At 52.3% G+C, this 23,816-nt stretch carries 22 protein-coding genes and 1 riboswitch; of the genes, 10 read left to right on the forward strand and 12 right to left on the reverse strand.

Annotated features, from left to right (window positions below):
- Positions 1-2 precede the first annotated feature (2 nt).
- From parE to nudF, 5 genes are read right to left on the reverse strand one after another with little or no spacing between them, the layout of a single operon-like run.
- Positions 3-1,895, reverse strand: coding sequence for a DNA topoisomerase IV subunit B (parE, locus tag WN16_RS23700; RefSeq protein ID WP_003024571.1), 1,893 nt, complete (start codon positions 1,893-1,895; stop codon positions 3-5).
- Between the two features lie 28 nt (positions 1,896-1,923).
- Positions 1,924-2,505, reverse strand: coding sequence for an esterase YqiA (gene yqiA, locus WN16_RS23705; RefSeq protein WP_003846314.1), 582 nt, complete (start codon positions 2,503-2,505; stop codon positions 1,924-1,926).
- Positions 2,505-3,332, reverse strand: a complete 828-nt coding sequence (gene cpdA / locus WN16_RS23710; RefSeq protein WP_003838143.1) for a 3',5'-cyclic-AMP phosphodiesterase — start codon at positions 3,330-3,332, stop codon at positions 2,505-2,507. Before cpdA ends, yqiA begins: the two co-directional genes overlap by 1 nt.
- Positions 3,333-3,356: 24 nt before the next feature.
- Positions 3,357-3,779, reverse strand: a complete 423-nt coding sequence (locus WN16_RS23715; protein ID WP_003024582.1) for a DUF1249 family protein — start codon at positions 3,777-3,779, stop codon at positions 3,357-3,359.
- Positions 3,776-4,408, reverse strand: coding sequence for an ADP-ribose diphosphatase (gene nudF / locus WN16_RS23720; protein WP_003024585.1), 633 nt, complete (start codon positions 4,406-4,408; stop codon positions 3,776-3,778). The genes WN16_RS23715 and nudF overlap by 4 nt, the downstream gene beginning before the upstream one ends.
- A 199-nt stretch (positions 4,409-4,607) precedes the next feature.
- Here nudF and tolC point away from each other — a divergent pair, with 199 nt between their 5' ends.
- The 3 genes from tolC (at position 4,608) to WN16_RS23735 (ending at position 8,087) form a co-directional block, all read left to right on the forward strand.
- Positions 4,608-6,086: an outer membrane channel protein TolC gene (tolC, locus tag WN16_RS23725; protein ID WP_085951568.1), complete on the forward strand. Its 1,479-nt coding sequence runs from the start codon at positions 4,608-4,610 to the stop codon at positions 6,084-6,086.
- Between the two features lie 157 nt (positions 6,087-6,243).
- Positions 6,244-6,921 carry a DUF1190 family protein gene (locus WN16_RS23730; protein ID WP_003024591.1) on the forward strand — a complete coding sequence of 226 codons (678 nt, stop codon included), beginning with the start codon at positions 6,244-6,246 and terminating at the stop codon, positions 6,919-6,921.
- A gap of 5 nt (positions 6,922-6,926) precedes the next feature.
- Complete coding sequence (locus WN16_RS23735) at positions 6,927-8,087, forward strand: glutathionylspermidine synthase family protein (RefSeq protein WP_003024594.1); 1,161 nt, start codon at positions 6,927-6,929, stop codon at positions 8,085-8,087.
- A gap of 85 nt (positions 8,088-8,172) precedes the next feature.
- Here WN16_RS23735 and ygiD read toward each other — a convergent pair whose 3' ends face one another.
- Positions 8,173-8,961: a 4,5-DOPA dioxygenase extradiol gene (gene ygiD / locus WN16_RS23740; protein WP_044700878.1), complete on the reverse strand. Its 789-nt coding sequence runs from the start codon at positions 8,959-8,961 to the stop codon at positions 8,173-8,175.
- A gap of 147 nt (positions 8,962-9,108) precedes the next feature.
- On the opposite strand from ygiD, the gene zupT reads away from it, so the two are divergent.
- A complete protein-coding gene (gene zupT, locus WN16_RS23745) occupies positions 9,109-9,882 on the forward strand; it encodes a zinc transporter ZupT (protein ID WP_003024600.1) in 774 nt (257 codons plus the stop codon).
- Between the two features lie 65 nt (positions 9,883-9,947).
- On the opposite strand, the gene WN16_RS24680 is transcribed toward zupT, so the two are convergent.
- The gene (locus WN16_RS24680; RefSeq protein ID WP_003838138.1) at positions 9,948-10,124 is read right to left on the reverse strand and encodes a hypothetical protein; all 177 of its coding nucleotides are present in this window, start codon (positions 10,122-10,124) and stop codon (positions 9,948-9,950) included.
- Positions 10,125-10,521: 397 nt separating this feature from the next.
- Between WN16_RS24680 and WN16_RS23750 the strand changes: the two genes are divergently transcribed.
- The 3 genes from WN16_RS23750 to dsbI are packed head-to-tail and all read left to right on the forward strand — an operon-like array spanning position 10,522 to position 13,696.
- Positions 10,522-12,318, forward strand: a complete 1,797-nt coding sequence (locus WN16_RS23750) for an aryl-sulfate sulfotransferase (RefSeq protein ID WP_044700879.1) — start codon at positions 10,522-10,524, stop codon at positions 12,316-12,318.
- A 23-nt stretch (positions 12,319-12,341) separates the two neighbouring features.
- The gene (locus tag WN16_RS23755) at positions 12,342-13,010 is read left to right on the forward strand and encodes a thiol:disulfide interchange protein DsbA/DsbL (protein WP_044700881.1); all 669 of its coding nucleotides are present in this window, start codon (positions 12,342-12,344) and stop codon (positions 13,008-13,010) included.
- Between the two features lie 14 nt (positions 13,011-13,024).
- Complete coding sequence (gene dsbI, locus WN16_RS23760; protein WP_003838131.1) at positions 13,025-13,696, forward strand: protein-disulfide oxidoreductase DsbI; 672 nt, start codon at positions 13,025-13,027, stop codon at positions 13,694-13,696.
- A gap of 82 nt (positions 13,697-13,778) precedes the next feature.
- On the opposite strand, the gene ribB is transcribed toward dsbI, so the two are convergent.
- The gene (gene ribB / locus WN16_RS23765; RefSeq protein WP_003838130.1) at positions 13,779-14,432 is read right to left on the reverse strand and encodes a 3,4-dihydroxy-2-butanone-4-phosphate synthase; all 654 of its coding nucleotides are present in this window, start codon (positions 14,430-14,432) and stop codon (positions 13,779-13,781) included.
- 106 nt (positions 14,433-14,538) lie between these two features.
- A riboswitch (FMN riboswitch) is annotated at positions 14,539-14,688 on the reverse strand.
- 132 nt (positions 14,689-14,820) lie between these two features.
- Here ribB and ubiK point away from each other — a divergent pair.
- Complete coding sequence (gene ubiK, locus WN16_RS23770; protein WP_003024618.1) at positions 14,821-15,117, forward strand: ubiquinone biosynthesis accessory factor UbiK; 297 nt, start codon at positions 14,821-14,823, stop codon at positions 15,115-15,117.
- Between the two features lie 32 nt (positions 15,118-15,149).
- Here the strand turns inward: ubiK and glgS are convergent, their stop codons facing one another.
- The gene (gene glgS, locus WN16_RS23775) at positions 15,150-15,356 is read right to left on the reverse strand and encodes a cell surface composition regulator GlgS (protein WP_019077704.1); all 207 of its coding nucleotides are present in this window, start codon (positions 15,354-15,356) and stop codon (positions 15,150-15,152) included.
- Positions 15,357-15,616: 260 nt separating this feature from the next.
- Between glgS and WN16_RS23780 the strand changes: the two genes are divergently transcribed.
- Both WN16_RS23780 and WN16_RS23785 read left to right on the forward strand, forming a co-directional pair.
- Complete coding sequence (locus tag WN16_RS23780) at positions 15,617-16,246, forward strand: OB-fold-containig protein (protein WP_044700883.1); 630 nt, start codon at positions 15,617-15,619, stop codon at positions 16,244-16,246.
- Positions 16,247-16,269: 23 nt separating this feature from the next.
- Positions 16,270-17,937: a flotillin family protein gene (locus WN16_RS23785; RefSeq protein ID WP_046155099.1), complete on the forward strand. Its 1,668-nt coding sequence runs from the start codon at positions 16,270-16,272 to the stop codon at positions 17,935-17,937.
- A 92-nt stretch (positions 17,938-18,029) separates the two neighbouring features.
- Here the strand turns inward: WN16_RS23785 and hldE are convergent, their stop codons facing one another.
- From hldE to WN16_RS23800, 3 genes are all read right to left on the reverse strand, one after another.
- A complete protein-coding gene (hldE, locus tag WN16_RS23790) occupies positions 18,030-19,463 on the reverse strand; it encodes a bifunctional D-glycero-beta-D-manno-heptose-7-phosphate kinase/D-glycero-beta-D-manno-heptose 1-phosphate adenylyltransferase HldE (RefSeq protein ID WP_044700899.1) in 1,434 nt (477 codons plus the stop codon).
- 59 nt (positions 19,464-19,522) lie between these two features.
- Positions 19,523-22,363: a bifunctional [glutamate--ammonia ligase]-adenylyl-L-tyrosine phosphorylase/[glutamate--ammonia-ligase] adenylyltransferase gene (glnE, locus tag WN16_RS23795; RefSeq protein ID WP_088169070.1), complete on the reverse strand. Its 2,841-nt coding sequence runs from the start codon at positions 22,361-22,363 to the stop codon at positions 19,523-19,525.
- A 125-nt stretch (positions 22,364-22,488) separates the two neighbouring features.
- Positions 22,489-23,790 (reverse strand): inorganic triphosphatase, encoded by a 1,302-nt coding sequence (locus WN16_RS23800; protein ID WP_044700902.1) that lies wholly within the window; start codon positions 23,788-23,790, stop codon positions 22,489-22,491.
- Between the last annotated feature and the right edge of the window lie 26 nt (positions 23,791-23,816).

Here is a 23,816-nt window from a genome sequence, read left to right on the forward strand (position 1 = left end):
AATTAGCCTTCGAGATCCGCCAGGTCGCCTTTCTCTTGCAACCAGTTACGACGGTCTTCAGAACGCTTCTTGGCCAGCAGCATATCCATCATTGCGTTGGTGCGCTGATCGTCTTCATCATCGATAATGAGCTGCACCAGGCGACGGGTGTTCGGATCCAGCGTGGTTTCACGAAGCTGCATCGGGTTCATTTCACCCAGTCCTTTAAAGCGCTGCACGTTCGGCTTACCTTTCTTGCGCTTTAACTGCTCCAGTACGCCCGCTTTCTCTTCTTCCGTCAGCGCGTAATACACCTCTTTACCGAGGTCGATACGGTATAACGGCGGCAGCGCCACGTACACGTGACCGTGTTTCACCAACGTGCGGAAGTGCTTCACAAACAGTGCGCACAGCAGCGTGGCGATGTGCAGACCATCGGAGTCCGCATCCGCCAGGATACAGATCTTACCGTAACGCAACTGGCTCAGATCGTCGCTGTCCGGATCGATACCGATCGCCACCGAAATATCGTGCACTTCCTGAGACGCCAGAACTTCATCAGAAGATACTTCCCAGGTATTGAGGATCTTACCTTTGAGCGGCATGATCGCCTGATATTCACGATCGCGCGCCTGTTTGGCGGAACCACCTGCGGAGTCACCTTCGACGAGAAACAGTTCGGTGCGGTTAAGATCCTGTGCAGTACAGTCCGCCAGTTTACCCGGCAGCGCCGGACCGCTGGTCAGCTTTTTACGCACCACTTTTTTCGCCGCACGCAGACGACGCTGGGCGCTGGAAATCGCCATCTCAGCCAGCAGTTCGGCTGACTGTACGTTCTGGTTCAGCCACAGGCTGAAGGCATCTTTCACCACGCCAGAAACAAACGCCGCACACTGACGCGAAGAGAGGCGTTCTTTGGTTTGTCCGGCAAACTGCGGATCCTGCATTTTTACCGACAGCACGTAAGCACAGCGATCCCAGATATCTTCCGCCGACAGCTTCACGCCGCGCGGCAAAATATTGCGGTATTCGCAGAACTCGCGCATCGCATCCAGCAGACCCTGACGCAGACCGTTGACGTGCGTCCCGCCCTGCATAGTTGGGATCAGGTTCACATAACTTTCGGTCAGCAGCTCACCGCCTTCCGGCAGCCAGAGCAGCGCCCAGTCCACCGTCTCCGTCTCACCGCTGAAATTACCGATAAACGGTTTTTCCGGCAGCGTCGGTAGGCCATTCACCGCTTCGCTCAGATAGTCATTCAGACCATCCTGGTAGCACCAGCGCTGTTCGCTGTTGTTGACCTCATCCTTGAAGGTGATTTCAACGCCCGGGCACAGTACCGCTTTGGCTTTCAGTACGTGCGTTAAGCGCGAAACAGAAAAACGCGGGCTGTCAAAGAAGCTTTCATCCGGCCAGAAGTGCACGCTGGTCCCGGTATTGCGTTTGCCGCAGGTACCGACAACCTGTAAATCCTGCACTTTATCGCCATTCTCAAACGCGATGTTGTATACCTGCCCATCGCGGCGTACGTTCACTTCCACACGTTTGGACAGGGCGTTAACAACGGAGATCCCCACACCGTGCAGACCACCGGAGAACTGGTAGTTCTTGTTGGAGAACTTGCCGCCCGCGTGCAGACGACAGAGGATCAGCTCAACCGCCGGAACGCCCTCTTCAGGGTGAATGTCTACTGGCATGCCGCGTCCGTCATCAATGACTTCCAGAGACTGGTCGGCATGTAAGATCACGTCCACGCGTTTCGCGTGGCCCGCCAGTGCTTCATCCACACTGTTATCAATCACTTCCTGTCCAAGATGGTTCGGACGGGTCGTATCGGTGTACATCCCAGGGCGACGGCGTACCGGCTCAAGCCCAGTGAGTACCTCAATGGCATCAGCGTTATAAGTTTGCGTCATGGTTTAAATAAGCAATTCGAATTGATCGTCAGAAACTGTGCAGTCCAAGGAAATCGACAATCGGGTTGAAATAATCTTCGAAGCCCGTGAATGCGTGGTTTCCGCCCTCAATAACTGTCTGACGGCAGGAGGCGTAATACGCCACCGCCTGGCGGTAGTCCAACACTTCATCGCCCGTTTGTTGGAGCAGCCAGATCAAATCCGGCGCTTCCAGCGGGTCAATCTGCATGACTTTAAGATCGTAAATATGGCGTGACTCTAGCACATATTGCTGCCCCGTGTAGGGGTTCTCGTTTTGACCGAGATAGTCGACCAGCAGTTCATAAGGCCGTACAGCAGGGTTCACCACCACTGCCGGCAGCATAAAACATTGCGACAGCCAGGTGGCGTAATAACCACCTAATGAGGAGCCGACAATCCCCAACGACTCTCCGCCATGTTCAAGAATGATCGATTCCAGCATCTCTGCGGCCTGGGCCGGATACGGCGGCAGCTGCGGTACGATCATCTCAACGTGCGGATGGTGCTCCGCCAGCCAGCTTTTCAGCAAACACGCCTTCGCCGAACGAGGAGAGCTATTAAATCCGTGAAGATAGAGAAGCGTAGACATCAGTAGCCTTCTGAAGCGGTATCAGGGTGGAACCGATTACCCTGCAGACGACGTACCTGAGTCTGCAACGTCCCGTCAGCAAAAAGCTCCAGCGTCCGCCAGCCGGGGCTGATGGTATCCAATGTGAAGTTGGAACAGTGCGGCTTAAACTGCACGCAGGTCGACGGCGTCGCCAGCAGGCGGCGTCCGTTCCAGTCCAGATCCAGTTCCTGATGAATATGCCCGCACAGCAGATACTTCACGCGCGGGTAGTTCACCAGCACGTTATCCAGCTCAGCGGCATTGCGCAGGCTATGCTGATCGAGCCAGCTACAGCCCGCAGGCAGAGGATGATGATGCAGAAGCAGCAAGGTATTACGCTCTGGTGCATCAGCAAGTTTACGCTCCAGCCATTCGAGCTGGAATTCACTTAATTCACCGTGGGGAACGCCGAACACCTGGCTGTCGAGCAACAATATTTGCCACTGTTCACCGATGAAAACACGCTTGGCAGGGGAAATTCCCGCGTCCTGCAGCGCGCTGTACATTGCCGGCTGAAAATCGTGATTGCCCGGTAGCCAAACGCAGGGCGCACGAAAGCTTGCGATGCCCTCAGCAAAATGCTGATAGGCCGCAGCGGATTGATCCTGCGCCAAATCACCCGTCGCGACGATCAGATCGTACTCAGGCGACTCTGCATGTATGGCATCCAGTACGGATTGATAACTGTCCCAGGTATTCACACCCAGCAGCGTTTCATGCTTTTCGGCAAACAGGTGAGTGTCTGTAATTTGTAAGATCCTGACTCTGGCCTCACCAGCCAAAGGAAGGGTTAACAGGCTTTCCAAATGGTGTCCTTAGGTTTCACGACGCTAATAAACCGGAATCGCCATCGCTCCATGTGCTAAACAGTACCGTAGCCAGTCGGCCAGAAACTGATTAATTTGATGCTTTTCGTCGCGTTGATGCAACTTTTTATTTGGATAATCATACCGCGCTTTGAAGCGAAAGATCTGCTGACTTGAACACACTTCAGCCACCCTCGCGTCATGATACAGGCGCACGGTCAATGACGGCAGGCTCCAGTATGTGACAGCCGGCGCCGTTTGTTCGATCGCGACAAGCGTAGTGTATCGGGTCGATTCAACGATCGTTAACCGATATTGTGCGTTTGCTACCTGATAGCTCACTGTTTCACCGGCTGCATCATTACGTGGCAGCAGGCGGCGCAATTGCGAATAGTTGGTTTCGCACAGGCGCATCATTTCAGGGAAGTCAGGTGTGTAACGCTTCATTTTTTCCACTCAGTTTTTAACTCTTGATAGTGCAGCTGTAACCATTGCAAGGCGATGACAGAAGCCGCGTTGTCGATTTTCCCCTCTTCTACCCATTGATAAGCCTGCTCCCGGCTCACCACATGAACACGAATATCTTCGTTTTCATCAGCCAGACCATGAATTCCGCTCGCGGTCGTAGCGTCCACTTCGCCAACTAAAATAGACAGGCGCTCACTGGTGCCGCCAGGGCTTGCCAGATAGCTCAGAACGGGTTTCGTACGTTTAACGTCCAGTCCGGCTTCTTCCATCGCTTCACGACGTGCCACATCTTCAACGGTTTCGCCCTCTTCGATCATTCCGGCTACCATTTCCAGTAGCCACGGGCTTTCGCTGGTATCAAACGCCGCGATACGGATCTGCTCGACCAGTACAACTTCGTCCCGCTCAGGGTCAAAGGGTAGCAAGACTGCCGCGTGTCCGCGCTCAAAAATTTCGCGCTTTACCTCACCGCTCATACCACCGTTAAACAAGCGATGGCGGAACCGATAAAGATCCAGTGAAAAAAAACCGCGGTATAGCGTTTCTCGTGCAATAATTTCTACATCATTTTTAGTGAAAGTCATTGGCAAGTTGTCTGGTTTACGCATTGTGCTGTCCTGAAACCAATAGTGATTAAAATGTGAATTTCAAGGTCGTTTGACTGATGTTTGAACGCCCTTGTGTTAAATTGATGCAAATTAACGCCGTATGGCACGTAACGCCAACTTTTTGCAGTGGCGGATTCTGCTAGAATCAGCAAATATTTTTACAATTTGATCAGCGCTAAATACTGCTTCACAACAAGGAATGCAAATGAAGAAATTGCTCCCCATCCTTATCGGCCTGAGCCTGTCGGGGTTCAGTACTTTGAGCCAGGCAGAAAACCTGATGCAGGTTTATCAGCAAGCACGCCTGAGCAACCCGGAATTGCGTAAATCCGCCGCCGATCGCGATGCTGCATTCGAAAAAATTAACGAAGCGCGTAGTCCATTACTGCCGCAACTGGGTTTAGGTGCCGATTACACCTACAGCAATGGCTACCGTGATGCAAACGGCGTCAACTCCAACGCCACCAGCGCGTCATTACAATTGACTCAGACGCTGTTCGACATGTCTAAATGGCGTGCCCTGACGCTGCAAGAAAAATCAGCGGGCATCCAGGACGTAACGTATCAGACCGATCAGCAAACGCTGATCCTGAATACCGCTACGGCCTATTTTAACGTACTGAACGCGATTGATGTGCTGTCTTACACCCAGGCACAGAAAGATGCGGTTTATCGTCAGTTAGATCAGACCACTCAGCGTTTTAACGTTGGTCTGGTCGCCATCACTGACGTGCAGAACGCCCGTTCACAATACGACACCGTGCTGGCGAACGAAGTGACCGCGCGTAACAATCTGGATAACGCGGTAGAACAGCTGCGTCAGGTGACCGGTAACTATTACCCGGAACTGGCTTCGCTGAACGTTGATGGTTTCAAAACCAACAAACCGCAGGCGGTGAATGCGCTACTGAAAGAAGCGGAAAACCGCAACCTGACTTTGTTGCAGGCGCGTTTAAGCCAGGATCTGGCGCGTGAGCAGATTCGTCAGGCACAGGATGGTCACTTACCAACGCTGGATTTAACCGCCTCTACCGGGGTATCTGACACCTCGTACAGCGGATCTAAAACCAACAGCTCCCAGTATGACGACAGCAACATGGGCCAGAACAAAATCGGTCTGAGCTTCTCGCTGCCGCTGTACCAGGGCGGGATGGTTAACTCGCAGGTGAAACAAGCGCAGTACAACTTTGTTGGCGCGAGTGAACAACTGGAAAGCGCACACCGTAGCGTGGTGCAGACCGTTCGTTCTTCATTCAACAACATTAATGCTTCTATTAGTAGCATTAACGCGTACAAACAAGCGGTTGTCTCTGCTCAAAGCTCATTGGATGCGATGGAAGCCGGTTATTCCGTAGGTACACGTACCATTGTGGATGTGTTGGATGCCACCACCACGCTGTACAACGCCAAGCAACAACTGGCAAATGCGCGTTATACCTATCTTATCAATCAGTTAAACGTCAAATCTGCGCTCGGTACGCTGAACGAGCAGGATTTGGTGGCACTGAACAATACGCTGGGTAAACCGGTATCCACAACGCCGGATACCGTGGCACCGCAAAATCCACAACAAGATGCCGCCGTGAATGACTTTAACGGCACTGGCAATTTGCCTGCGGCTCAGCCGACAGCAGCACGTTCAACCAGCAGCAACGGCAACAACCCGTTCCGTAACTGATGCTGATGACGGGGCTTCGGCCCCGTCTGAACGTAAGACAACGTAAAGATCCGCCCCTTCCTGCGCATTCTCGCCTCTTCCCGCTTCAATTTCGACCAGTCATCCTCTATCCTGAGCATTATTTACTGTGTTTACCACTGGGTCCTGGAAGACAAAAATGAAACGGACAAAATCTATACATCACGCCTCGTTCCGCAAAAGTTGGAGCGCGCGCCATCTGACTCCTGTCGCCCTGGCAGTTACCGCAGTGTTTATGCTCGCGGGCTGTGAAAAGAGTGACGAAACGGTTTCGCTTTATCAGAACGCTGACGACTGCTCTGCAGCGAATCCAGGTAAAAGCGCCGAATGTACTACCGCGTTTAACAATGCGCTGAAAGAAGCTGAACGTACCGCACCAAAATACGCCACTCGTGAAGACTGTATCGCTGAATTCGGCGAAGGCCAGTGCCAGCAGGCTCCTGCGCAAGCAGGTATGGCGCCGACCGGTGAAGGTCAGGCTCAGGCGCAGAATCAAAGCAGCGGCAGCTTCTGGATGCCACTGATGGCAGGCTACATGATGGGCCGACTGATGGGTGGCGGAATGGGCGCTCAGCAACCGCTGTTTAGCTCGAAAAACCCGGCCAGCCCGGCTTACGGCAAATACACAGATGCCAGCGGTAAAAACTACGGCGCAGCAACGCCGGGTCGCACCATGACCGTACCGAAAACCGCTATGGCACCGAAACCAGCCACCACCTCTACCGTAACCCGCGGCGGATTTGGTGAGTCTGTGGCCAAACAGAGCACCATGCAGCGTAGCGCAAGCGGCACCACCACACGTTCAATGGGTGGCTGATCGTCATGGAAAGAGTCAGTATTGTTGAGCGCCCGGACTGGCGCGATAAAGCCACCGAATACGGTTTTAATTTTCACACTATGTACGGCGAGCCGTACTGGTGTGAAGACGCGTACTACAAACTCACCCTTGCTCAGGTTGAAAAGCTGGAAGAGGTCACCGCAGAGCTGCATCAAATGTGCCTCAAAGTGGTGGAAAAGGTCATTGCCAGCGATGAGCTGATGACCAAGTTTCGCATTCCGAAGCATACCTGGGGTTTTGTCCGCCAGTCCTGGCTGACACAGCAACCGTCGCTCTATTCACGTCTCGATCTGGCGTGGGATGGAACCGGTGAACCCAAACTGCTGGAAAACAACGCTGATACGCCAACCTCGCTGTACGAAGCCGCGTTTTTCCAGTGGATCTGGCTGGAAGATCAGCTCAATGCGGGCAACCTGCCGGAAGGCAGCGATCAGTTCAACAGTCTGCAGGAAAAGCTTATCGAGCGTTTCACCGAGCTGCGTGAACAGTATGGTTTTCAACTGCTACATCTGACCTGCTGTCGTGATACGGTGGAAGATCGCGGCACGATCCAGTATCTGCAGGATTGCGCGGCCGAAGCTGAGATCGCTACAGAATTCCTCTATGTAGAAGATATTGGTCTTGGTGAAAAAGGCCAATTCACCGATATGCAGGATCAGGTGATCGCTAACCTGTTCAAGCTCTATCCGTGGGAATTCATGCTGCGTGAAATGTTCTCCACCAAGCTGGAAGACGCTGGCGTTCGCTGGCTGGAACCCGCCTGGAAGAGCATTATTTCCAACAAAGCACTGTTACCGCTGTTATGGGAAATGTTCCCGAATCATCCGAACCTGCTGCCAGCGTATTTCGCCGAAGACGACTACCCACAGATGGATAAATTCGTTGTCAAACCGATCTTCTCGCGCGAGGGAGCTAACGTCTCCATCATTGAGAACGGTAAAACGATCGAATCTGTGGAAGGACCGTACGGTGAAGAAGGCATGATCGTGCAGCAGTTCCATCAGCTACCGAAGTTTGGCGACAGCTATATGCTGATTGGCAGTTGGCTGATCAACGATCAACCCGCAGGGATCGGCATTCGTGAAGACCGTGCGTTGATCACGCAGGATCTTTCACGTTTCTATCCGCATATTTTTGTCGAATGATTGAGAGTGCCGGGTGGCGGCTCCGCCTTACCCGGCCTACGGCACGAACTTAATGCCCGATAAGCGTAGCGCCATCGGGCGTTCATCACCCAACCTGCACCGACAACATACTTAAACTTCCCATCTCGATACCATCTACAGGGATCGTAACAGACTCTTTACCATCCCATGCCCCGAGAACATACAGCAGCGGCAGATAGTGATCTGGCGTCGGGTTCGACAACGATCCACCTTCATGATCGAGATAGTTCACCAGCGGGTGCTGCTCAACCGGTCCCTGCCAGGTCAGGTTAGCCTTAACATAATCATTGAATGAGGTTGCCCACGGATATGGCGTGTTCTCACCGTGCCAACGCGCAGTACGCAGGTTATGCACCACGTTACCACTGGCCACCAGCATAATACCCTCATCACGCAGTGCCGCCAGTTTGCGGCCCATCTCAAAATGCCAGGCCGCCGGTTTTGTACTATCGATGCTTAACTGCACCATCGGGATGTCGGCATTCGGATACATCTTGATCAGTACGCCCCAGGAACCGTGGTCAAAACCCCACGCCTCTTTGTCTAACGCGACGGATACAGGAGCAAGTAAATCAACCAGGTGCTGCGCCAGTTCTGGCGAGCCCGGAGCCGGGTAATGGGTGTCATACAGCGCTTGCGGAAAACCGCCGAAATCGTGGATCGTTTTAGGCGCTTCCATCGCTGTCACACCCGTTCCACGGGTGAACCAGTGCGCCGAGACCACCACAATGGCTTTCGGACGCGGCAACGTTTCCCCCAGTTGCTGCCAGGCACGGGTATAAACGTTATCTTCCAGAACATTCATCGGGCTACCGTGGCCCAAAAACAATGCTGGCATACGAGTTGAAGACATGATGATATCCTTACTGAGGGAGTCATTTTGATACCATTACAATACGCTTATTCGGTTGATGAAGAACTCAGATAACCATGATGAAGATCATCAGTTATTTTGACGATCCAGTCCGGAAAGCAGATTGATAAGGAGTTTTATTTGTCGATGTCAGTACCTTTACTTCTGACTTTACTGGCAGGTGCCGCCACGTTTATCGGCGCATTTCTCGGCGTGTTAGGGCAAAAGCCTTCCAACCGCGTTCTCGCCTTTTCTTTAGGCTTCGCTGCCGGGATTATGCTACTGATCTCTCTAATGGAAATGCTACCTGCTGCGCTGGCCGCTGAAGGCATGTCGCCAGTTCTGGGCTACGGAATGTTTATCGTCGGCTTGCTGGGCTACTTTGGCCTGGACCGTCTATTGCCGCACGCGCACCCTCAGGATCTGGTACAAAAAACAACGCAGCCTCTACCCGGATCCATTAAACGCACCGCGATTTTATTAACGCTCGGCATCAGCCTGCACAATTTTCCGGAAGGGATTGCGACGTTTGTTACCGCCAGCAGCAACCTCGAGCTGGGCTTTGGTATTGCGCTTGCCGTCGCATTACACAATATTCCAGAAGGATTAGCCGTTGCAGGTCCGGTCTATGCAGCAACGGGCTCCAAACGTACGGCGATATTCTGGGCCGGGATCTCGGGCATGGCAGAAATACTGGGCGGCGTACTGGCGTGGTTAATTCTGGGGAGTCTCATCTCGCCTGTGGTGATGGCGGCAATAATGGCGGCAGTCGCGGGTATTATGGTGGCGCTGTCAGTCGATGAATTGATGCCACTGGCAAAAGAGATCGACCCAAATAATAATCCCAGCTATGGGGTCCTGTGCGGAATGTCGGTGATGGGGTTAAGTCTCGTCATCCTCCAGTCCATGGGAATCGGATAATCCAGAGGGCGGATGCCACCCTGCTATTTTACAGCATCCGCTCATCCATAGCAGAACGTGAAGGACTATTCCTGTTCCTTAATCACGCTGTTATCTTCACCAGAACGTCGGAAGAGTTTGTTTCGCGCCTCAAGCAATGCGTCTCTGTCTTGTCGGAATGCCCGACAATAACGCTTCATATGGCAATAATAACCCAATGCAACGAGTGCAATTAATACGATCCAATACCAGGCAATAAACATTCTTTTACCCTTAACATTTAACATCATTAAACATTTAACGTTAAAATTTTACATAAACTTATTCTGACATACCCCTATAGTGGCATATTTCAGAAACAAATATATGATTTCGATCATATAAACCAGCAGCTATGCCAATAGCTAAAACAGTTATAAAAAATAAAACTCTGTCGACGAGATCACACTAAGCAATAATAAACATTGTCCTTAAAATACCTCACTCATACTATCCAGAAAACAATAAAAATTAGATTTTGTAGAATAATACACTTCATCAATATTTATATACCCACAATAAAAGTGACATCAGTAGTACCATTTTCATTTTTAGCCATATCGTAAAAACATAATATATTCATTGAGATTATATTTATAGGCAATATAAGGAGATATATCCATGTTTAGACAATATCGAAAAACACTTCTCGCAGGAACTCTGGCACTGACGTTTGGATTAACGGTTGGAAATTCCTTTGCCGCGGGTTTTCAACCCGCCCAACCCGCAGGGAAACTGGGCGCTATAGTCGTTGATCCTTATGGAAACGCCCCGCTTACCGCACTGGTTGAATTAGATAGTCACGTTATTTCAGATGTCAAAGTCACCGTTCATGGTAAAGGTGAAAAAGGGATTCCTGTGACATATGCCGTGGGCAAAGAGTCACTCGCTACCTACGATGGCATACCTATTTTTGGCCTTTATCAAAAGTTTGCCAATAAGGTCACCGTTGAATATAAAGAAAATGGCAAAGCCATGAAGGATGATTATGTGGTGCAAACATCCGCCATCGTTAATCACTACATGGATAACCGTTCTATTTCCGATTTACAGCAAACGAAAGTTATTAAGGTAGCGCCTGGCTTTGAAGACCGTCTCTATCTGGTGAATACCCATACTTTCACCGCTCAGGGGGCAGAATTCCACTGGCATGGTGAAAAAGACAAAAATGCCGGTATCCTGGATGCGGGTCCTGCGGGCGGGGCATTACCCTTTGACATTGCCCCCTTCACCTTTATCGTCGATACGGAAGGTGAATACCGCTGGTGGCTGGATCAAGATACCTTTTACGATGGCCATGACATGGATATCAATAAGCGCGGTTACTTGATGGGTATCCGGGAAACGCCGCGCGGCACCTTCACAGCCGTTCAGGGTCAGCATTGGTACGAATTCGATATGATGGGGCAGATTCTGGCCGATCATAAGCTACCGCGCGGCTTCCTCGACGCGTCGCATGAATCGATCGAAACAATCAACGACACCGTGTTGCTTCGCGTGGGCAAACGCGATTATCGCAAAGAAGATGGCATCCATGTGCAAACCATCCGCGATCAGATAATTGAAGTAGACAAGTCCGGTCGTGTGGTTGATGTGTGGGATCTGACAAAGATACTCGATCCGATGCGTGATGCGCTTTTGGGTGCACTGGACGCAGGCGCGGTATGCGTCAACGTTGACCTCGCTCATGCCGGTCAACAGGCGAAACTGGAGCCAGATACTCCTTACGGTGACGCCCTCGGAGTGGGTGCTGGTCGTAACTGGGCGCACGTTAACTCCATTGCCTATGATGCCAAAGATGACTCCATTATTATCTCTTCCCGCCATCAGGGTGTTGTCAAAATCGGTCGCGATAAACAGGTGAAGTGGATTCTGGCACCGTCGAAAGGCTGGAATAAGGCGCTGGCAAGCAAGCTGTTAAAACCGGTTGATGATAAGGGCAACGCGCTAAAATGTGACGAAAACGGTAAGTGCGAGAATACTGATTTCGATTTTACCTACACCCAACACACCGCATGGCTCTCGAGCAAAGGGACATTAACCATCTTTGACAACGGCGATGGTCGTGGGCTCGAACAACCGGCATTGCCGACGATGAAATATTCCCGTTTCGTCGAATATAAAGTTGACGAGAAAAAAGGAACCGTTCAGCAAATTTGGGAATACGGAAAAGAACGCGGCTACGATTTCTATAGTCCCATCACCTCGGTTATCGAATATCAGAAAGACCGTGACACCATGTTTGGCTTTGGTGGCTCAATTAATTTATTTGACGTTGGACAACCAACCATCGGCAAGATCAACGAAATTGATTATAAGACCAAAGAAGTCAAAGTTGAGATTGATGTTCTTTCAGATAAGCCGAACCAAACTCACTACCGTGCATTACTGGTCCGCCCACAACACATGTTTAAATAATCGCGTTAGATTAAGGATTAATTATGTCATCTAAATGGATTACTTCATTATTTAAAAGCGTGATATTAACCGCCGCACTTGCCTCGTCGTTTGCCGCCTCCGCTTTTACAGAAGGCACTGATTATATGCTTTTAGAGAAACCGATTCCTAATGCTGATAAGACGTTAATAAAAGTATTCAGCTACGCCTGTCCGTTCTGTTACAAATATGATAAAGCCGTGACTGGCCCGGTTTCTGAAAAAGTTGCCGATCTCGTCACCTTCACACCATTTCATCTGGAAACCAAAGGGGAATATGGTAAACAGGCCAGTGAAGTTTTTGCAGTAATGATTGCTAAAGATCAGGCAGCAGGGATTTCATTATTTGATGCCAAATCACAGTTCAAAAAAGCGAAATTCGCTTATTACGCTGCTTACCACGACAAGAAAGAGCGCTGGTCAGATGGTAAAGATCCGGCCGCATTCATTAAAACAGGCCTGGATGCTGCAGGCATGAGCCAGGCAGATTTTGACGCCGCGCTGCAAGATCCCACCGTTCAGCAAACGCTGGAGAAATGGAAAGCGGCATACGACGTCGCCAAAATTCAGGGGGTTCCGGCTTACGTCGTTAACGGTAAATACCTGATCTACACCAAGAGTATCAAATCCATTGACTCCATGGCTGAGCTTGTCAGAGAGCTGGCAACAAAATAAACAGGGACGAGGCTATGGTTTTCATAAAAGGATTGTGGCGGGACTTACGTACCACGCCGGTTGATACGCTGGTGAGATGGCAGGAACGGCGCTTTCTGTGGCTACTGATGGCCTGCGCGATGGGCGGGTTAATAATATTGGCCCACTCGTTTTTCCAAATCTATCTCTATATGGCCCCCTGCGAGCAGTGTGTCTACATTCGCTTTGCCATGTTTGTGATGGTTTTCGGTGGATTGATCGCGGCAATAAACCCTAAAAATGTTGTTCTGAAGCTTATTGGCTGCATTGCGGCATTTTACGGCAGCATCATGGGCATTAAGTTCTCGCTCAAACTCAATGATATTCATCATGCGGTACATAGCCCGGATTCGCTGTTTGGCGTCCAGGGGTGTTCCACCGATCCGACATTCCCTTTCAATTTGCCGCTGGCAAACTGGGCTCCGGAGTGGTTTAAACCCACTGGAGATTGCGGCTATGATGCCCCCATAGTGCCTGATGGCGTGGCACTCAGCAGTACGCAAAAGTGGTTTATCGATCTATACCAACAGTCTGAAGGCTGGTATCTGCTTCCACCGTGGCAATTTATGAACATGGCGCAGGCATGCCTGCTAGCCTTTGGCTTATGTTTATTGCTGTTGGTGATAATGAGCGGCGCATGGGCATTGAAACTGGCCAGGGCCAAATAATTTGAGCAAAAATAAAAAAACCGAAGCCTGGAAGATGGCTTCGGTTTTTTATGCTTACCACAACTAACGTGGTAATAGTCTATTAGCTGGCTTTGCGCTCGTGCGCCTGACGGTAAGCCACCAGGTCTTCGATAGTCACCACCGCCATATTATGCTTGCCGGCAAATTCGATGCACTCTGGCGCACGCGCCATGGTGCCATCGTCGTTGGTCAGTTCGCACAGCACGCCTGCCGGTTTAAACCCTGCCAGCGTCATCAGGTCGATGGTCGCTTCAGTATGACCACCGCGGGTCAACACGCCGCCAGCCTGAGCACGCAGCGGGAAAACGTGCCCCGGACGGTTAAGATCGGAAGGTTTGGCGCCATCCTTAATTGCCGCACGCACCGTAGTCACACGGTCCGCAGCGGAAACACCGGTGGTCACGCCCTCTGCTGCTTCAATGGTCACGGTAAAACCGGTGCCGTAAGCGCTGGTATTATTTTCCACCATCATTGGCAGATCGAGCTGTTTGCGTCGGTCTTCAGTGATGCACAGGCATACAATACCGCTACCGTGACGGATGGTCAGCGCCATCTGTTCTACGGTCATGGTCTCTGCCGGGAAAATCATATCGCCTTCGTTTTCGCGATCTTCATCGTCAAGCACCATCACACCGCGTCCTTCACGCAGCGCAGACAGCGCATGTTCAACACGTTCGAAAGCCGTACCAAAAGAGGAAAGTAGCGTCTGATTCATGGTAAAAAAACCTCACTAAAATTATGGTTACCAGAATCAGGGCAGTCTTAGGAGTACCGTCTAAGCGGCAAAAAAATAACGTGAGCGGGTCCATGCCCGACTGGATCGTTACTCTCTCCCATCCGGACTCTAACCGTCGGCCCCGGAATTACACCGGATCTGCTGACCTTTTTGCCGTAACAAAAAGCGCTCGCGGGCTTTCAACATCAGTTGATTTACCGCCGGTGGGGAATTTCGCCCCGCCCTGAGAATAAGCGGGTTAACTATAACGCTATTGATTACCTTCATCAACGCCTTTACTCGTCTTAGCTTCACACAATTCTGGTTTATGCCTGTGCCAGTTCGCACTACAATAGGCAGCAACACGTACCAGTTCAGGGAAACCACAATGATTGACCCGAAAAAAATTGAGCAGATTGCTCGTCAGGTTCACGAGTCGATGCCGAAAGGGATCCGCGAGTTTGGCGAAGACGTCGAGAAGAAAATTCGTCAAACGCTGCAGTCACAGCTGACCCGTCTGGATCTGGTAAGCCGTGAAGAATTCGATGTACAGACTCAGGTTTTATTGCGCACACGTGAAAAGCTGGCGCTGCTTGAGCAACGTCTGACTGAGCTGGAATCGCGTGAAAAAACGGCAGAAGTTAAACCTGCCCCCGCGATCCCGTCAGTCGATCCGCAAGAGTAAAACGACAACGGGCCGCAAGGCCCGTTTTTCTGTTAGTGTTCCAGTTCTAGCTTCCTGGCTTCCGTCGCCTGCTGGCAGTACAGCGCATAGCGTTTGCAAAACCAGCTTCGATGTTCTTCATCCATGTTCCCGGTTATCGCCTGGATATCAACGGGATGGCCCTCAGCCTGCATTCTGGCAAAACTACGGGCCAGGAAATCGAAATTGTTCATTGAATACATATTGCTGTTCATGAGCATACCCTCCAGTTATTGAATATCTGCTAAGGCCATATGCTTTTTCTAATTTCAGTATTTCCCTGGATACGAAGTTATTCTGTACATATTGTGCGCAAAAAAACCGCCTGCTTCACAGTTTCCTACGAAATCTAAGAGGGGGATGAGCCCCTTTTCGGATTAAAGACCAGGGTAACGCATGTTATTGTAACGTCATGTAAAAGTAAGAGGTAAAACCATTACTTTTGACACGGACAGGGAACGCAGTAACAGGAGGAAACAACTTGGCATTATTCACGGATTACAACAGCCTCTACCTGTTTGCTATTTCATTTGTACTGTTGATTGGCCTACTGGAAATCATCTCTCTTATTTTTGGCCATTTTCTTTCAGGTGCGCTTGATGCTCACCTCGAACATTACGATGCCCTGACTTCCGGCAATATCGGCCAGGCGCTTCACTATCTCAATATCGGGCGGATCCCGGCACTGATCGTGCTGTGTTTACTCGCTGGCTTCTTTGGACTCTTCGGCATCCTCCTTCAGCATGGCTGGGTCACGCTGTGGCAAGCACCGCTCAGCAACCTGCTGCTTGCTCCGGTGAGTTTTATTCTTGCCGTCTTCGCCGTGCATTACAGCGGAAAAATCATTGCTCCCTGGCTGCCGCGGGATGAAACCACCGCCCTCGCTGAAGATGAATTTATCGGCAGCATGGCGATTATTACCGGACATTCCGCAAGTGCCGGAACTCCCTGCGAAGGCAAATTTACCGACAAGTTCGGGCAGACTCACTATGTGCTGCTGGAGCCTGAAGTTGGCAAAGAATTCAAAAAAGGAGACAAGGTGCTGATTATCTGCCGACTCTCCGCTACGCGTTACCTGGCCGAGCTAAACCCCTGGCCGACTGTTTTATAATTTTATACAGAGGGATCTTATAGATGGATGATGTTTTTGGCATGTTACCTTCATGGATGTTTACCGCCATTGTGGCGGTGGTCGTCTTAGTAATTATCGGGATTATTTTTGCCCGCCTGTATCGCCGCGCATCTGCTGAACAGGCGTTTGTGCGTACCGGCCTTGGTGGACAAAAAGTGGTGATGAGCGGCGGCGCAATTGTCATGCCTATCTTCCACGAAATTATTCCTATCAACATGAACACCCTCAAACTTGAGGTGAGCCGTTCAACTGTCGACAGTCTCATCACCAAAGACCGTATGCGCGTGGATGTCGTCGTCGCCTTTTTCGTGCGTGTAAAACCGTCTGTTGAAGGGATTGCTACCGCCGCACAGACGCTGGGACAGCGGACGCTGTCACCAGAGGATTTACGTGTGCTAATAGAAGATAAGTTTGTTGATGCCCTACGTGCCACCGCGTCGCAGATGACCATGCATGAACTGCAGGATACGCGTGAAAACTTCGTTCAGGGCGTACAAAATACCGTCGCGGAAGACCTGTCCAAAAACGGCCTGGAACTGGAGAGCGTTTCACTCACCAACTTTAACCAGACCGAAAAAGTCCATTTCAACCCGAATAACGCCTTTGATGCCGAGGGTCTGACCAAGCTGACCCAGGAAACAGAACGCCGTCGTCGCGAACGTAACGAAGTCGAGCAGGACGTAGAAGTTGCCGTTCGTGAGAAAAACCGTGATGCGCTGGCACGCAAGCTGGAAATCGAACAGCAGGAAGCCTTCATGACGCTCGAGCAGGAGCAGCAGGTGAAGACCCGCACGGCCGAGCAAAACGCCAAAATTGCCGCCTTCGAAGCCGAACGTCATCGTGAAGCTGAGCAGACGCGCATTCTTGCCGAACGGCAGATTCAGGAAACAGAAATCGAGCGCGAACAGGCGGTGCGATCCAGAAAAGTCGAGGCCGAGCGTGAAGTTCGCATCAAAGAGATCGAACAGCAACAGGCAACGGAGATCGCCAACCAGACCAAGTCCATCGCCATTGCCGCCAAGTCTGAACAGCAGTCTCAGGCTGAAGCACGCGCTAACGATGCGCTAGCCGAAGCGGTTCGCGCCCAGCAGAACGTAGAAACCACCCGCCAGACCGCAGAAGCGGATCGTGCCAAACAGGTGGCGTTGATTGCCGCAGCGCAGGATGCAGAAACCCAGGCGGTTGAACTGACCGTCCGGGCAAAAGCGGAAAAAGAAGCCGCAGAATTGCAGGCGGCGGCAATTGTGGAACTGGCCGAAGCCACGCGAAAAAAAGGTCTGGCGGAAGCCGAAGCCCAGCGTGCGCTGAACGATGCCATCAACGTGCTTTCCGACGAACAGACCAGTCTGAAATTTAAGCTGGCCCTGCTGCAGTCCCTGCCAGCAGTCATTGAGAAATCCGTTGAGCCAATGAAATCTATCGATGGGATCAAGATTATCCAGGTTGATGGTCTGAATCGTGGCGGCGCCGTCGGTGAAGTGACCGCAGGTAACGTAACCGGAGGGAATCTGGCTGAGCAGGCATTATCCGCCGCCCTTGCCTATCGTACACAAGCGCCGCTGATTGACTCGCTGTTAAATGAAATTGGTTTGTCCGGTGGTTCGCTGTCGGCACTGGCCGATCCGCTGAAAAACAGTCCACAGCCTGTTGAGAAAACGACTGAAGAATAAGAAACAGAAATACCGGATGGCAACGCTTACGCGTTTTATCCGGCCTACAACCTCGTAGGCCGGACACCGCCATCCGACAAACATTCCAATTGCTATTTATCGCTGTCTTTCTGGATCTTCTTGATGATATTGGTCGTTGAGCAGCCATCTTCGAAGTTCAGCACCAGCACTTCACCGCCGTTCGCCCATACCTCTTTGCTGCCCGCAATATCTTCTGGCTTATAGTCACCGCCTTTGACCAGCAGATCCGGCAGGATGCCGGCGATCAGACGCTGCGGTGTATCTTCTTCAAAAGAGACCACCCAGTCGACGGATTCCAGCGCGCCCAGCACGATCATGCGCTGTTCCAGCGGATTGACCGGACGCGTTTCGCCTTTCAGACGTTTGGTCGACGCATCACTGTTTACCGCCACGATCAGGCGATCGCCCAGCTTGCGCGCATTTGCCAGATAGGAAACGTGGCCCGCATGCAGGATGTCGAACACGCCGTTAGTCATCACCACTTTCTCACCGCGCTTGCGGGCGCTGGCAACGGCCTGTTTCAGCTCAGATTCGCTCATCACGCCAAAACCAGTATCAGCCCGACCACGCACCGCGTTTTCCAGTTCAATCGGGGAAACGGTGGAGGTTCCCAGTTTACCGACCACAACACCGGCTGCAGCGTTGGCAAAATAGCACGCCTCTTCCAGTGTGTTACCCGCCGCCAGCGTCGCCGCCAGCACGCCAATTACCGTATCGCCCGCACCGGTCACGTCATACACTTCCTGCGCCTGCGTCGGCATATGCAGTGGCGATTTGCCCGGTTGCAGCAACGTCATCCCCTGTTCTGAACGGGTAATCAGCAGTGCGGAAAGGTCGAAATCAGCAATCAATTTCATGCCGCGCTCAACCAGTTCATCTTCGCTTTTGCATTTACCGGCTACCGCTTCAAACTCAGACAGGTTCGGCGTTAGCAGCGTTGCGCCGCGGTAACGTTCAAAATCGGTCCCTTTCGGATCGATAAGCACCGGAACTCCAGCCTTACGCGCCAAAGCAATCATCTGCTGCACGCTTGCCAACGCGCCTTTGGCATAGTCAGAGAGCACCAGAGCGCCGATAGAACCCAGCGCCTGGTTAATACGCTCGTGCAGCGGTTGCGGATCTACGCCTTCAAAACCTTCTTCAAAATCCAGACGAATCAACTGCTGGTTGCGGGAAAGCACGCGCAGTTTGGTGATTGTCGGATGCGTCGGCACGGACACGAAGTCGCATTTTACGTTCACATCCGCCAGCGTTTTGCTCAGCGCACGCGCCGCGTCGTCGATACCGGTCAAACCCACCAGACGGGAATTTGCGCCCAGAGAGGCAATGTTCATCGCCACGTTTGCTGCGCCACCGGGACGTTCTTCGATGGTATCGACCTTCACCACCGGAACCGGCGCTTCAGGTGAAATACGGCTGGTAGGGCCGTACCAGTAGCGATCCAGCATCACATCACCGACAACCATGACTCCTGCACGTTCAAACTCTGGCAGCGTTACTTTCATTTCTGTCTCCTGAGAGATTCTCTGAGGGTCTTAAAATTTGCGCGCGATAATAGCACACTTCACTCGGCAACCAGCCACTTCTGCCAGCTGTCACGCACCAGCGTACGTTCAGCGTCAAAGTGCTCCAGCGCCACATGGCCCGGAAGTTCCTGCAACGCAAGATGGTGAAGTTCATCACGCAACGTCGTATAAGCACGGGTAAGCGCCAGCGCTTCCTGCTCGTCCATAATGTCGTTTTGCGCCAGTAATTCCAGAATGCGCACATTATCCGACCAGCGCGTCAGCTTCGGTTTTTCATGCGCATAGCGCAACACCAGATACTGCGTAATAAACTCAATGTCTGTGATGCCACCCTCATCCGCTTTAATATCAAAACGATCCCGATGCTTATTGCCCAAATGGGCGCGCATTTTCTCACGCATTTCACGCACGTCGGTCTGCAAGGTTTTCCCATCACGGACGAGGGTCATGATATCGCGACGAATCGCATCAAACTGAGAGGTCAACTGCGGGTCGCCATATACCACACGAGCACGCACCAGCGCCTGATGCTCCCATGTCCAGGCTTCGTTGCGCTGGTAATCGTCGAAAGCGTCGGTTGATGTCACCAGCATTCCCGCCGCGCCGGATGGACGCAGCCGCGCATCCACTTCGTACAAAATACCGGACGAGGTGCGGGTGCTGAAAAGGTGCATAATGCGCTGCGACAGACGCAGATAGAACTGTCGCCCGTCAATCTCACGCTCACCGTCCGTCATCACGTCCATCGGACAATCATGCAGGAAGATCAAATCAAGATCCGAACTGTAACCCAGTTCCCAGCCGCCCAGTTTGCCATAGCCGACGACGGCAAAACCGCGCCCCTCACGTTCGCCAAGATGGGTAGGTTGGCCGTAGCGAGCAACCATCTGCGTCCACGCCTGCTGGACTACCGCATCAATAATCGCTTCCGCCAGCCAGGTTAAATGGTCGCTCACCTTCATCACCGGCAGCGTGCCGGCGATATCAGCCGCGGCAATACGCAGTAGCTGCGTTTGCTTAAACTGGCGCAGTGCCTCCAGTTGCTGCTCTTCGTCATCTTCCGGCACGCGCAGCAAATACTGGCGCAGCTCATCACGGTAGGCGTCCGTCGCGGTAGGTTGATACAGGGTATTCGGATCCAACAGTTCATCGAGCAACAACGGATACCGCGCCAGCTGGCTGGCGACCATCGGCGAAGCCGCACAGAGCGAAATCAAATGCTTCAGCGCCCCGGGGAATTCGCTCAGCAGTTCCAGATAGGTCGTGCGAGTCACAATACCCACCAGCAGCGGTGTAATGCGTGACAGCGGGACTGAGGCGTCGTCACGCGTACAGACATCGCTCAGCAGATGCGGCATTAAATGATCCAGCACCTGTCGTCCGCGTGGGCCAATAGTGCGTTTATCCAGCTCTTTGCGGAAATCAGCAATCAGAGACAGCACGCGCCGCCGATCGTCATCCGCCAGATGCGTCAGCACTGGCGTGGTGTCATCTTCCTGTAAGGCATCCTGCCACAATTCGCGCCACTGTTCTGAGAGCGGCTCTTCCTGGGTTTCGGCCTCGTCATCGCCAATCAGCTCGTTAAATACCCGGCGTACGTTGTCCATATGATTGGTCAGCACATCGGTTAACTGCTGCCAGTCATCAACGTTCATCCCCCACGCTAGCCGCGCGCGATTCAGTTCATCACCCGGCAGCGTCTGGGTCTGCTCATCATTGATACTTTGCAGCAGGTTTTCCAGGCGGCGTAAATAGAGATAGGCTGCGCGCAGTTGTTCCGCGTCGGTATCAGAAAGCAAGTGCAGCGCATTGATGGCGCTAAGCGTCGGTAACAGCGAGCGGGATTGCAGCGATGGCTCGCGCCCACCGCGAATCAGCTGGAATACCTGCACGATAAATTCGATTTCACGAATGCCGCCCGCCCCCAGCTTGATGTTGTCTTTCAGGCCACGACGGCGTACTTCACGCGCAATCATCCCTTTCATGTTACGCAGCGACTGGATCACGCTGAAATCAATATAGCGACGGAAGACAAAAGGCCTCAGCATGGCACGAAGCTCGCTGACGTATGTACCGTCGGCATCGCCCATAATGCGGGCTTTAACCATCGCATAGCGTTCCCAGTCGCGCCCTTGTTCCTGGTAATAATCCTCCAGCGCGGAGAAGCTCAGCACCAGCGGGCCGCTGTCGCCAAACGGGCGTAAACGCATATCCACCCGATAGACAAACCCATCCATTGTGGGCTGATCCAGCACTTTGATAAGCCGCTGGCCCATACGGGTAAAGAACTGCGCGTTATCCAGCTCGCGACGCCCACCCTGTGTGCTGCCGTGTTCCGGCCAGGCAAAAATCAGGTCGATATCGGAGGAAAAATTCAGCTCGCCGCCGCCCAGTTTCCCCATGCCTAAAATCAGCAGCGGCTGCGCCACACCTTTAGGATTACACGGCGTTCCCCATTCGCGACAGCAGGCTGCGTACAACCAGTCGCGCGCGGCAACGATCAACGTTTCAGCCAGATGACTTAGCTGCTGCAAAATACTCTCTTCGGTCACCAGCGACAGCGTCTGTGCCCAGGCGATACGCACCATAATGCGACGACGAAACAGGCGTAACTCACGCATCAGTGTGTTTTCGTCACTAACGTCAGCCAATGCTTGCTGTAACCAGTTGGCATAGTGTTGCCATTCATCCGCCAGGGGTGGAGTGCTTTCCAGCTCAGCCAGCCATTCGGGATGGGCAATAATGCTGTCACGGACAAAATCACTGAATGTAAGTACTGACTTCGCCTGAACGCTAAGCGAGGACTCAGATATTGCTGCTGGCAGCCGCTCAACAACGGTCGGCCAGTACTGCTGTAACGGTGAAGAGAGCTGCTTCATTTACGGGTTATCCTTTGAATGGTGCCGGATGCGTCTTTTCGCCTTATCCGACCTACATGACAGTTACACACATCGCGTAGGCCTGATAAGCGCAGCGCCATCAGGCATCCCGGCCTCGGCCCTGATTATCGTTTTCCGCTGTGCAGCCAGAACGGTTCCAGCGCGATCGCCTCGTTGCGGAAGTGTTCAATTTCAATATATTGGTTGGCCGCAATGGCGCGACGTAAGCCCTGCCAAGTAGCGATCCATTCTGATGCGACATTTTCGTCGTAGTATCCCGCCAGCATCAGCATGCTATCAATGTTGCGCGTCAAACGTGGAAGCTGATCGGCGTACTGATCGCCCAACGGCTGCGCAAAAGCGGTTTTCAGCTCAGCGGCATGGCGTGAAAGATGGGTATCAGAGAAGCGCTTAAAGGAGTCGGCAATTTTGCCCTGCGCCTTCGCATCCAGGAACGGCTGCCATCCTTTGGTCACCAGCCATTCGGTCAGCGCCAGCTTGGCCATTGCCGTTTGCGTACTGTAAACCGCCGAAATAGCAGAAACGTCCGACGCAATGATCGCTTCCGATTGGGTCAGCAAATCACGTAAGTGAGCGCTCGCTTTTCGTGGCACATTACCGCCAAACAACATCAGAATGTGACGCACCAGCCCCATTGCCGCCAGCACCTCGGCTTTCGCCCCTTTAACGCCGCGTACCCACAGCTCTTCGTGGTACTGCCACTGTGATAATGCCAGCTCCAGCGCCGCTTCCAACCCCTGCTCAATGCTCGCCTTCGCCGGAACCTTCAAAATCCGCGTCGGTTTGAGTTCGCGCGGCGCATTCCCCAGGGCCAAATGATAACCGCGCGCGGCTTTGCTCAAACTGCCCTGGCGTAAACCGGTTTGCGAAACCAGCTGGTTTGCCAGCTTCAGTACCGCACGGGTATCGCCGCTTAGCAGTTCAAGTTCAAGCTCACAGATAGGTTCTGCAAACTCGCCCGCTTTCACTTCCCCCACATCGAGGGCCATTTCAATCCGGCTGCCATCAACATCAACCAACCATTTCTCACGGAAAAAATCGGTGCTGAACAACGGCTGCACTTGAGAAGCAAGTTCAGCGGGCAGTTTGCCATCAGGCCAGACTTCCGTTGGGAACAAGGCGAGATCCAGCTCAGGCGCGTCCAGCGCAACGTTAAATTCCGGTCGCTGATGCAGGCCGCCCGTCACGCGTCCGGCAATTTTCATGGTCATTTCGTAATGACCGTTTTCACCGCGAATACGCAGCCCCATATCATGACCACGCAACCACGCATCCGGCGTTTCGTAGTAAATATTCAGCAACTGGCTGGGTGCATGATGCTCTCCCCCCAGCGTATTCAGACGTTCACGTAGCGCATCGACAGCGTCACTATTAACGATAAATTTTAATTCGATTTCCTGGGCCATGGTCTTGTACTTATGGGTTATGTCAC

Source organism: Citrobacter sp. ABFQG, assembly GCF_004322975.1.
GTDB classification, from domain to species: domain Bacteria; phylum Pseudomonadota; class Gammaproteobacteria; order Enterobacterales; family Enterobacteriaceae; genus Citrobacter; species Citrobacter freundii.

Excerpts from the sequence above, each read along its gene's own strand:
- parE (WP_003024571.1), bottom strand. The coding sequence starts at position 1,895 with ATGACGCAAACTTATAACGCTGATGCCATTGAGGTACTCACTGGGCTT.
- yqiA (WP_003846314.1), bottom strand. The coding sequence starts at position 2,505 with ATGTCTACGCTTCTCTATCTTCACGGATTTAATAGCTCTCCTCGTTCG.
- WN16_RS23715 (WP_003024582.1), bottom strand. The coding sequence starts at position 3,779 with ATGAAGCGTTACACACCTGACTTCCCTGAAATGATGCGCCTGTGCGAA.
- nudF (WP_003024585.1), bottom strand. The coding sequence starts at position 4,408 with ATGCGTAAACCAGACAACTTGCCAATGACTTTCACTAAAAATGATGTA.
- tolC (WP_085951568.1), top strand. The coding sequence starts at position 4,608 with ATGCAAATGAAGAAATTGCTCCCCATCCTTATCGGCCTGAGCCTGTCG.
- WN16_RS23730 (WP_003024591.1), top strand. The coding sequence starts at position 6,244 with ATGAAACGGACAAAATCTATACATCACGCCTCGTTCCGCAAAAGTTGG.
- WN16_RS23735 (WP_003024594.1), top strand. The coding sequence starts at position 6,927 with ATGGAAAGAGTCAGTATTGTTGAGCGCCCGGACTGGCGCGATAAAGCC.
- ygiD (WP_044700878.1), bottom strand. The coding sequence starts at position 8,961 with ATGTCTTCAACTCGTATGCCAGCATTGTTTTTGGGCCACGGTAGCCCG.
- zupT (WP_003024600.1), top strand. The coding sequence starts at position 9,109 with ATGTCAGTACCTTTACTTCTGACTTTACTGGCAGGTGCCGCCACGTTT.
- WN16_RS24680 (WP_003838138.1), bottom strand. The coding sequence starts at position 10,124 with ATGTTTATTGCCTGGTATTGGATCGTATTAATTGCACTCGTTGCATTG.
- WN16_RS23750 (WP_044700879.1), top strand. The coding sequence starts at position 10,522 with ATGTTTAGACAATATCGAAAAACACTTCTCGCAGGAACTCTGGCACTG.
- WN16_RS23755 (WP_044700881.1), top strand. The coding sequence starts at position 12,342 with ATGTCATCTAAATGGATTACTTCATTATTTAAAAGCGTGATATTAACC.
- dsbI (WP_003838131.1), top strand. The coding sequence starts at position 13,025 with ATGGTTTTCATAAAAGGATTGTGGCGGGACTTACGTACCACGCCGGTT.
- ribB (WP_003838130.1), bottom strand. The coding sequence starts at position 14,432 with ATGAATCAGACGCTACTTTCCTCTTTTGGTACGGCTTTCGAACGTGTT.
- ubiK (WP_003024618.1), top strand. The coding sequence starts at position 14,821 with ATGATTGACCCGAAAAAAATTGAGCAGATTGCTCGTCAGGTTCACGAG.
- glgS (WP_019077704.1), bottom strand. The coding sequence starts at position 15,356 with ATGCTCATGAACAGCAATATGTATTCAATGAACAATTTCGATTTCCTG.
- WN16_RS23785 (WP_046155099.1), top strand. The coding sequence starts at position 16,270 with ATGGATGATGTTTTTGGCATGTTACCTTCATGGATGTTTACCGCCATT.
- hldE (WP_044700899.1), bottom strand. The coding sequence starts at position 19,463 with ATGAAAGTAACGCTGCCAGAGTTTGAACGTGCAGGAGTCATGGTTGTC.
- glnE (WP_088169070.1), bottom strand. The coding sequence starts at position 22,363 with ATGAAGCAGCTCTCTTCACCGTTACAGCAGTACTGGCCGACCGTTGTT.
- WN16_RS23800 (WP_044700902.1), bottom strand. The coding sequence starts at position 23,790 with ATGGCCCAGGAAATCGAATTAAAATTTATCGTTAATAGTGACGCTGTC.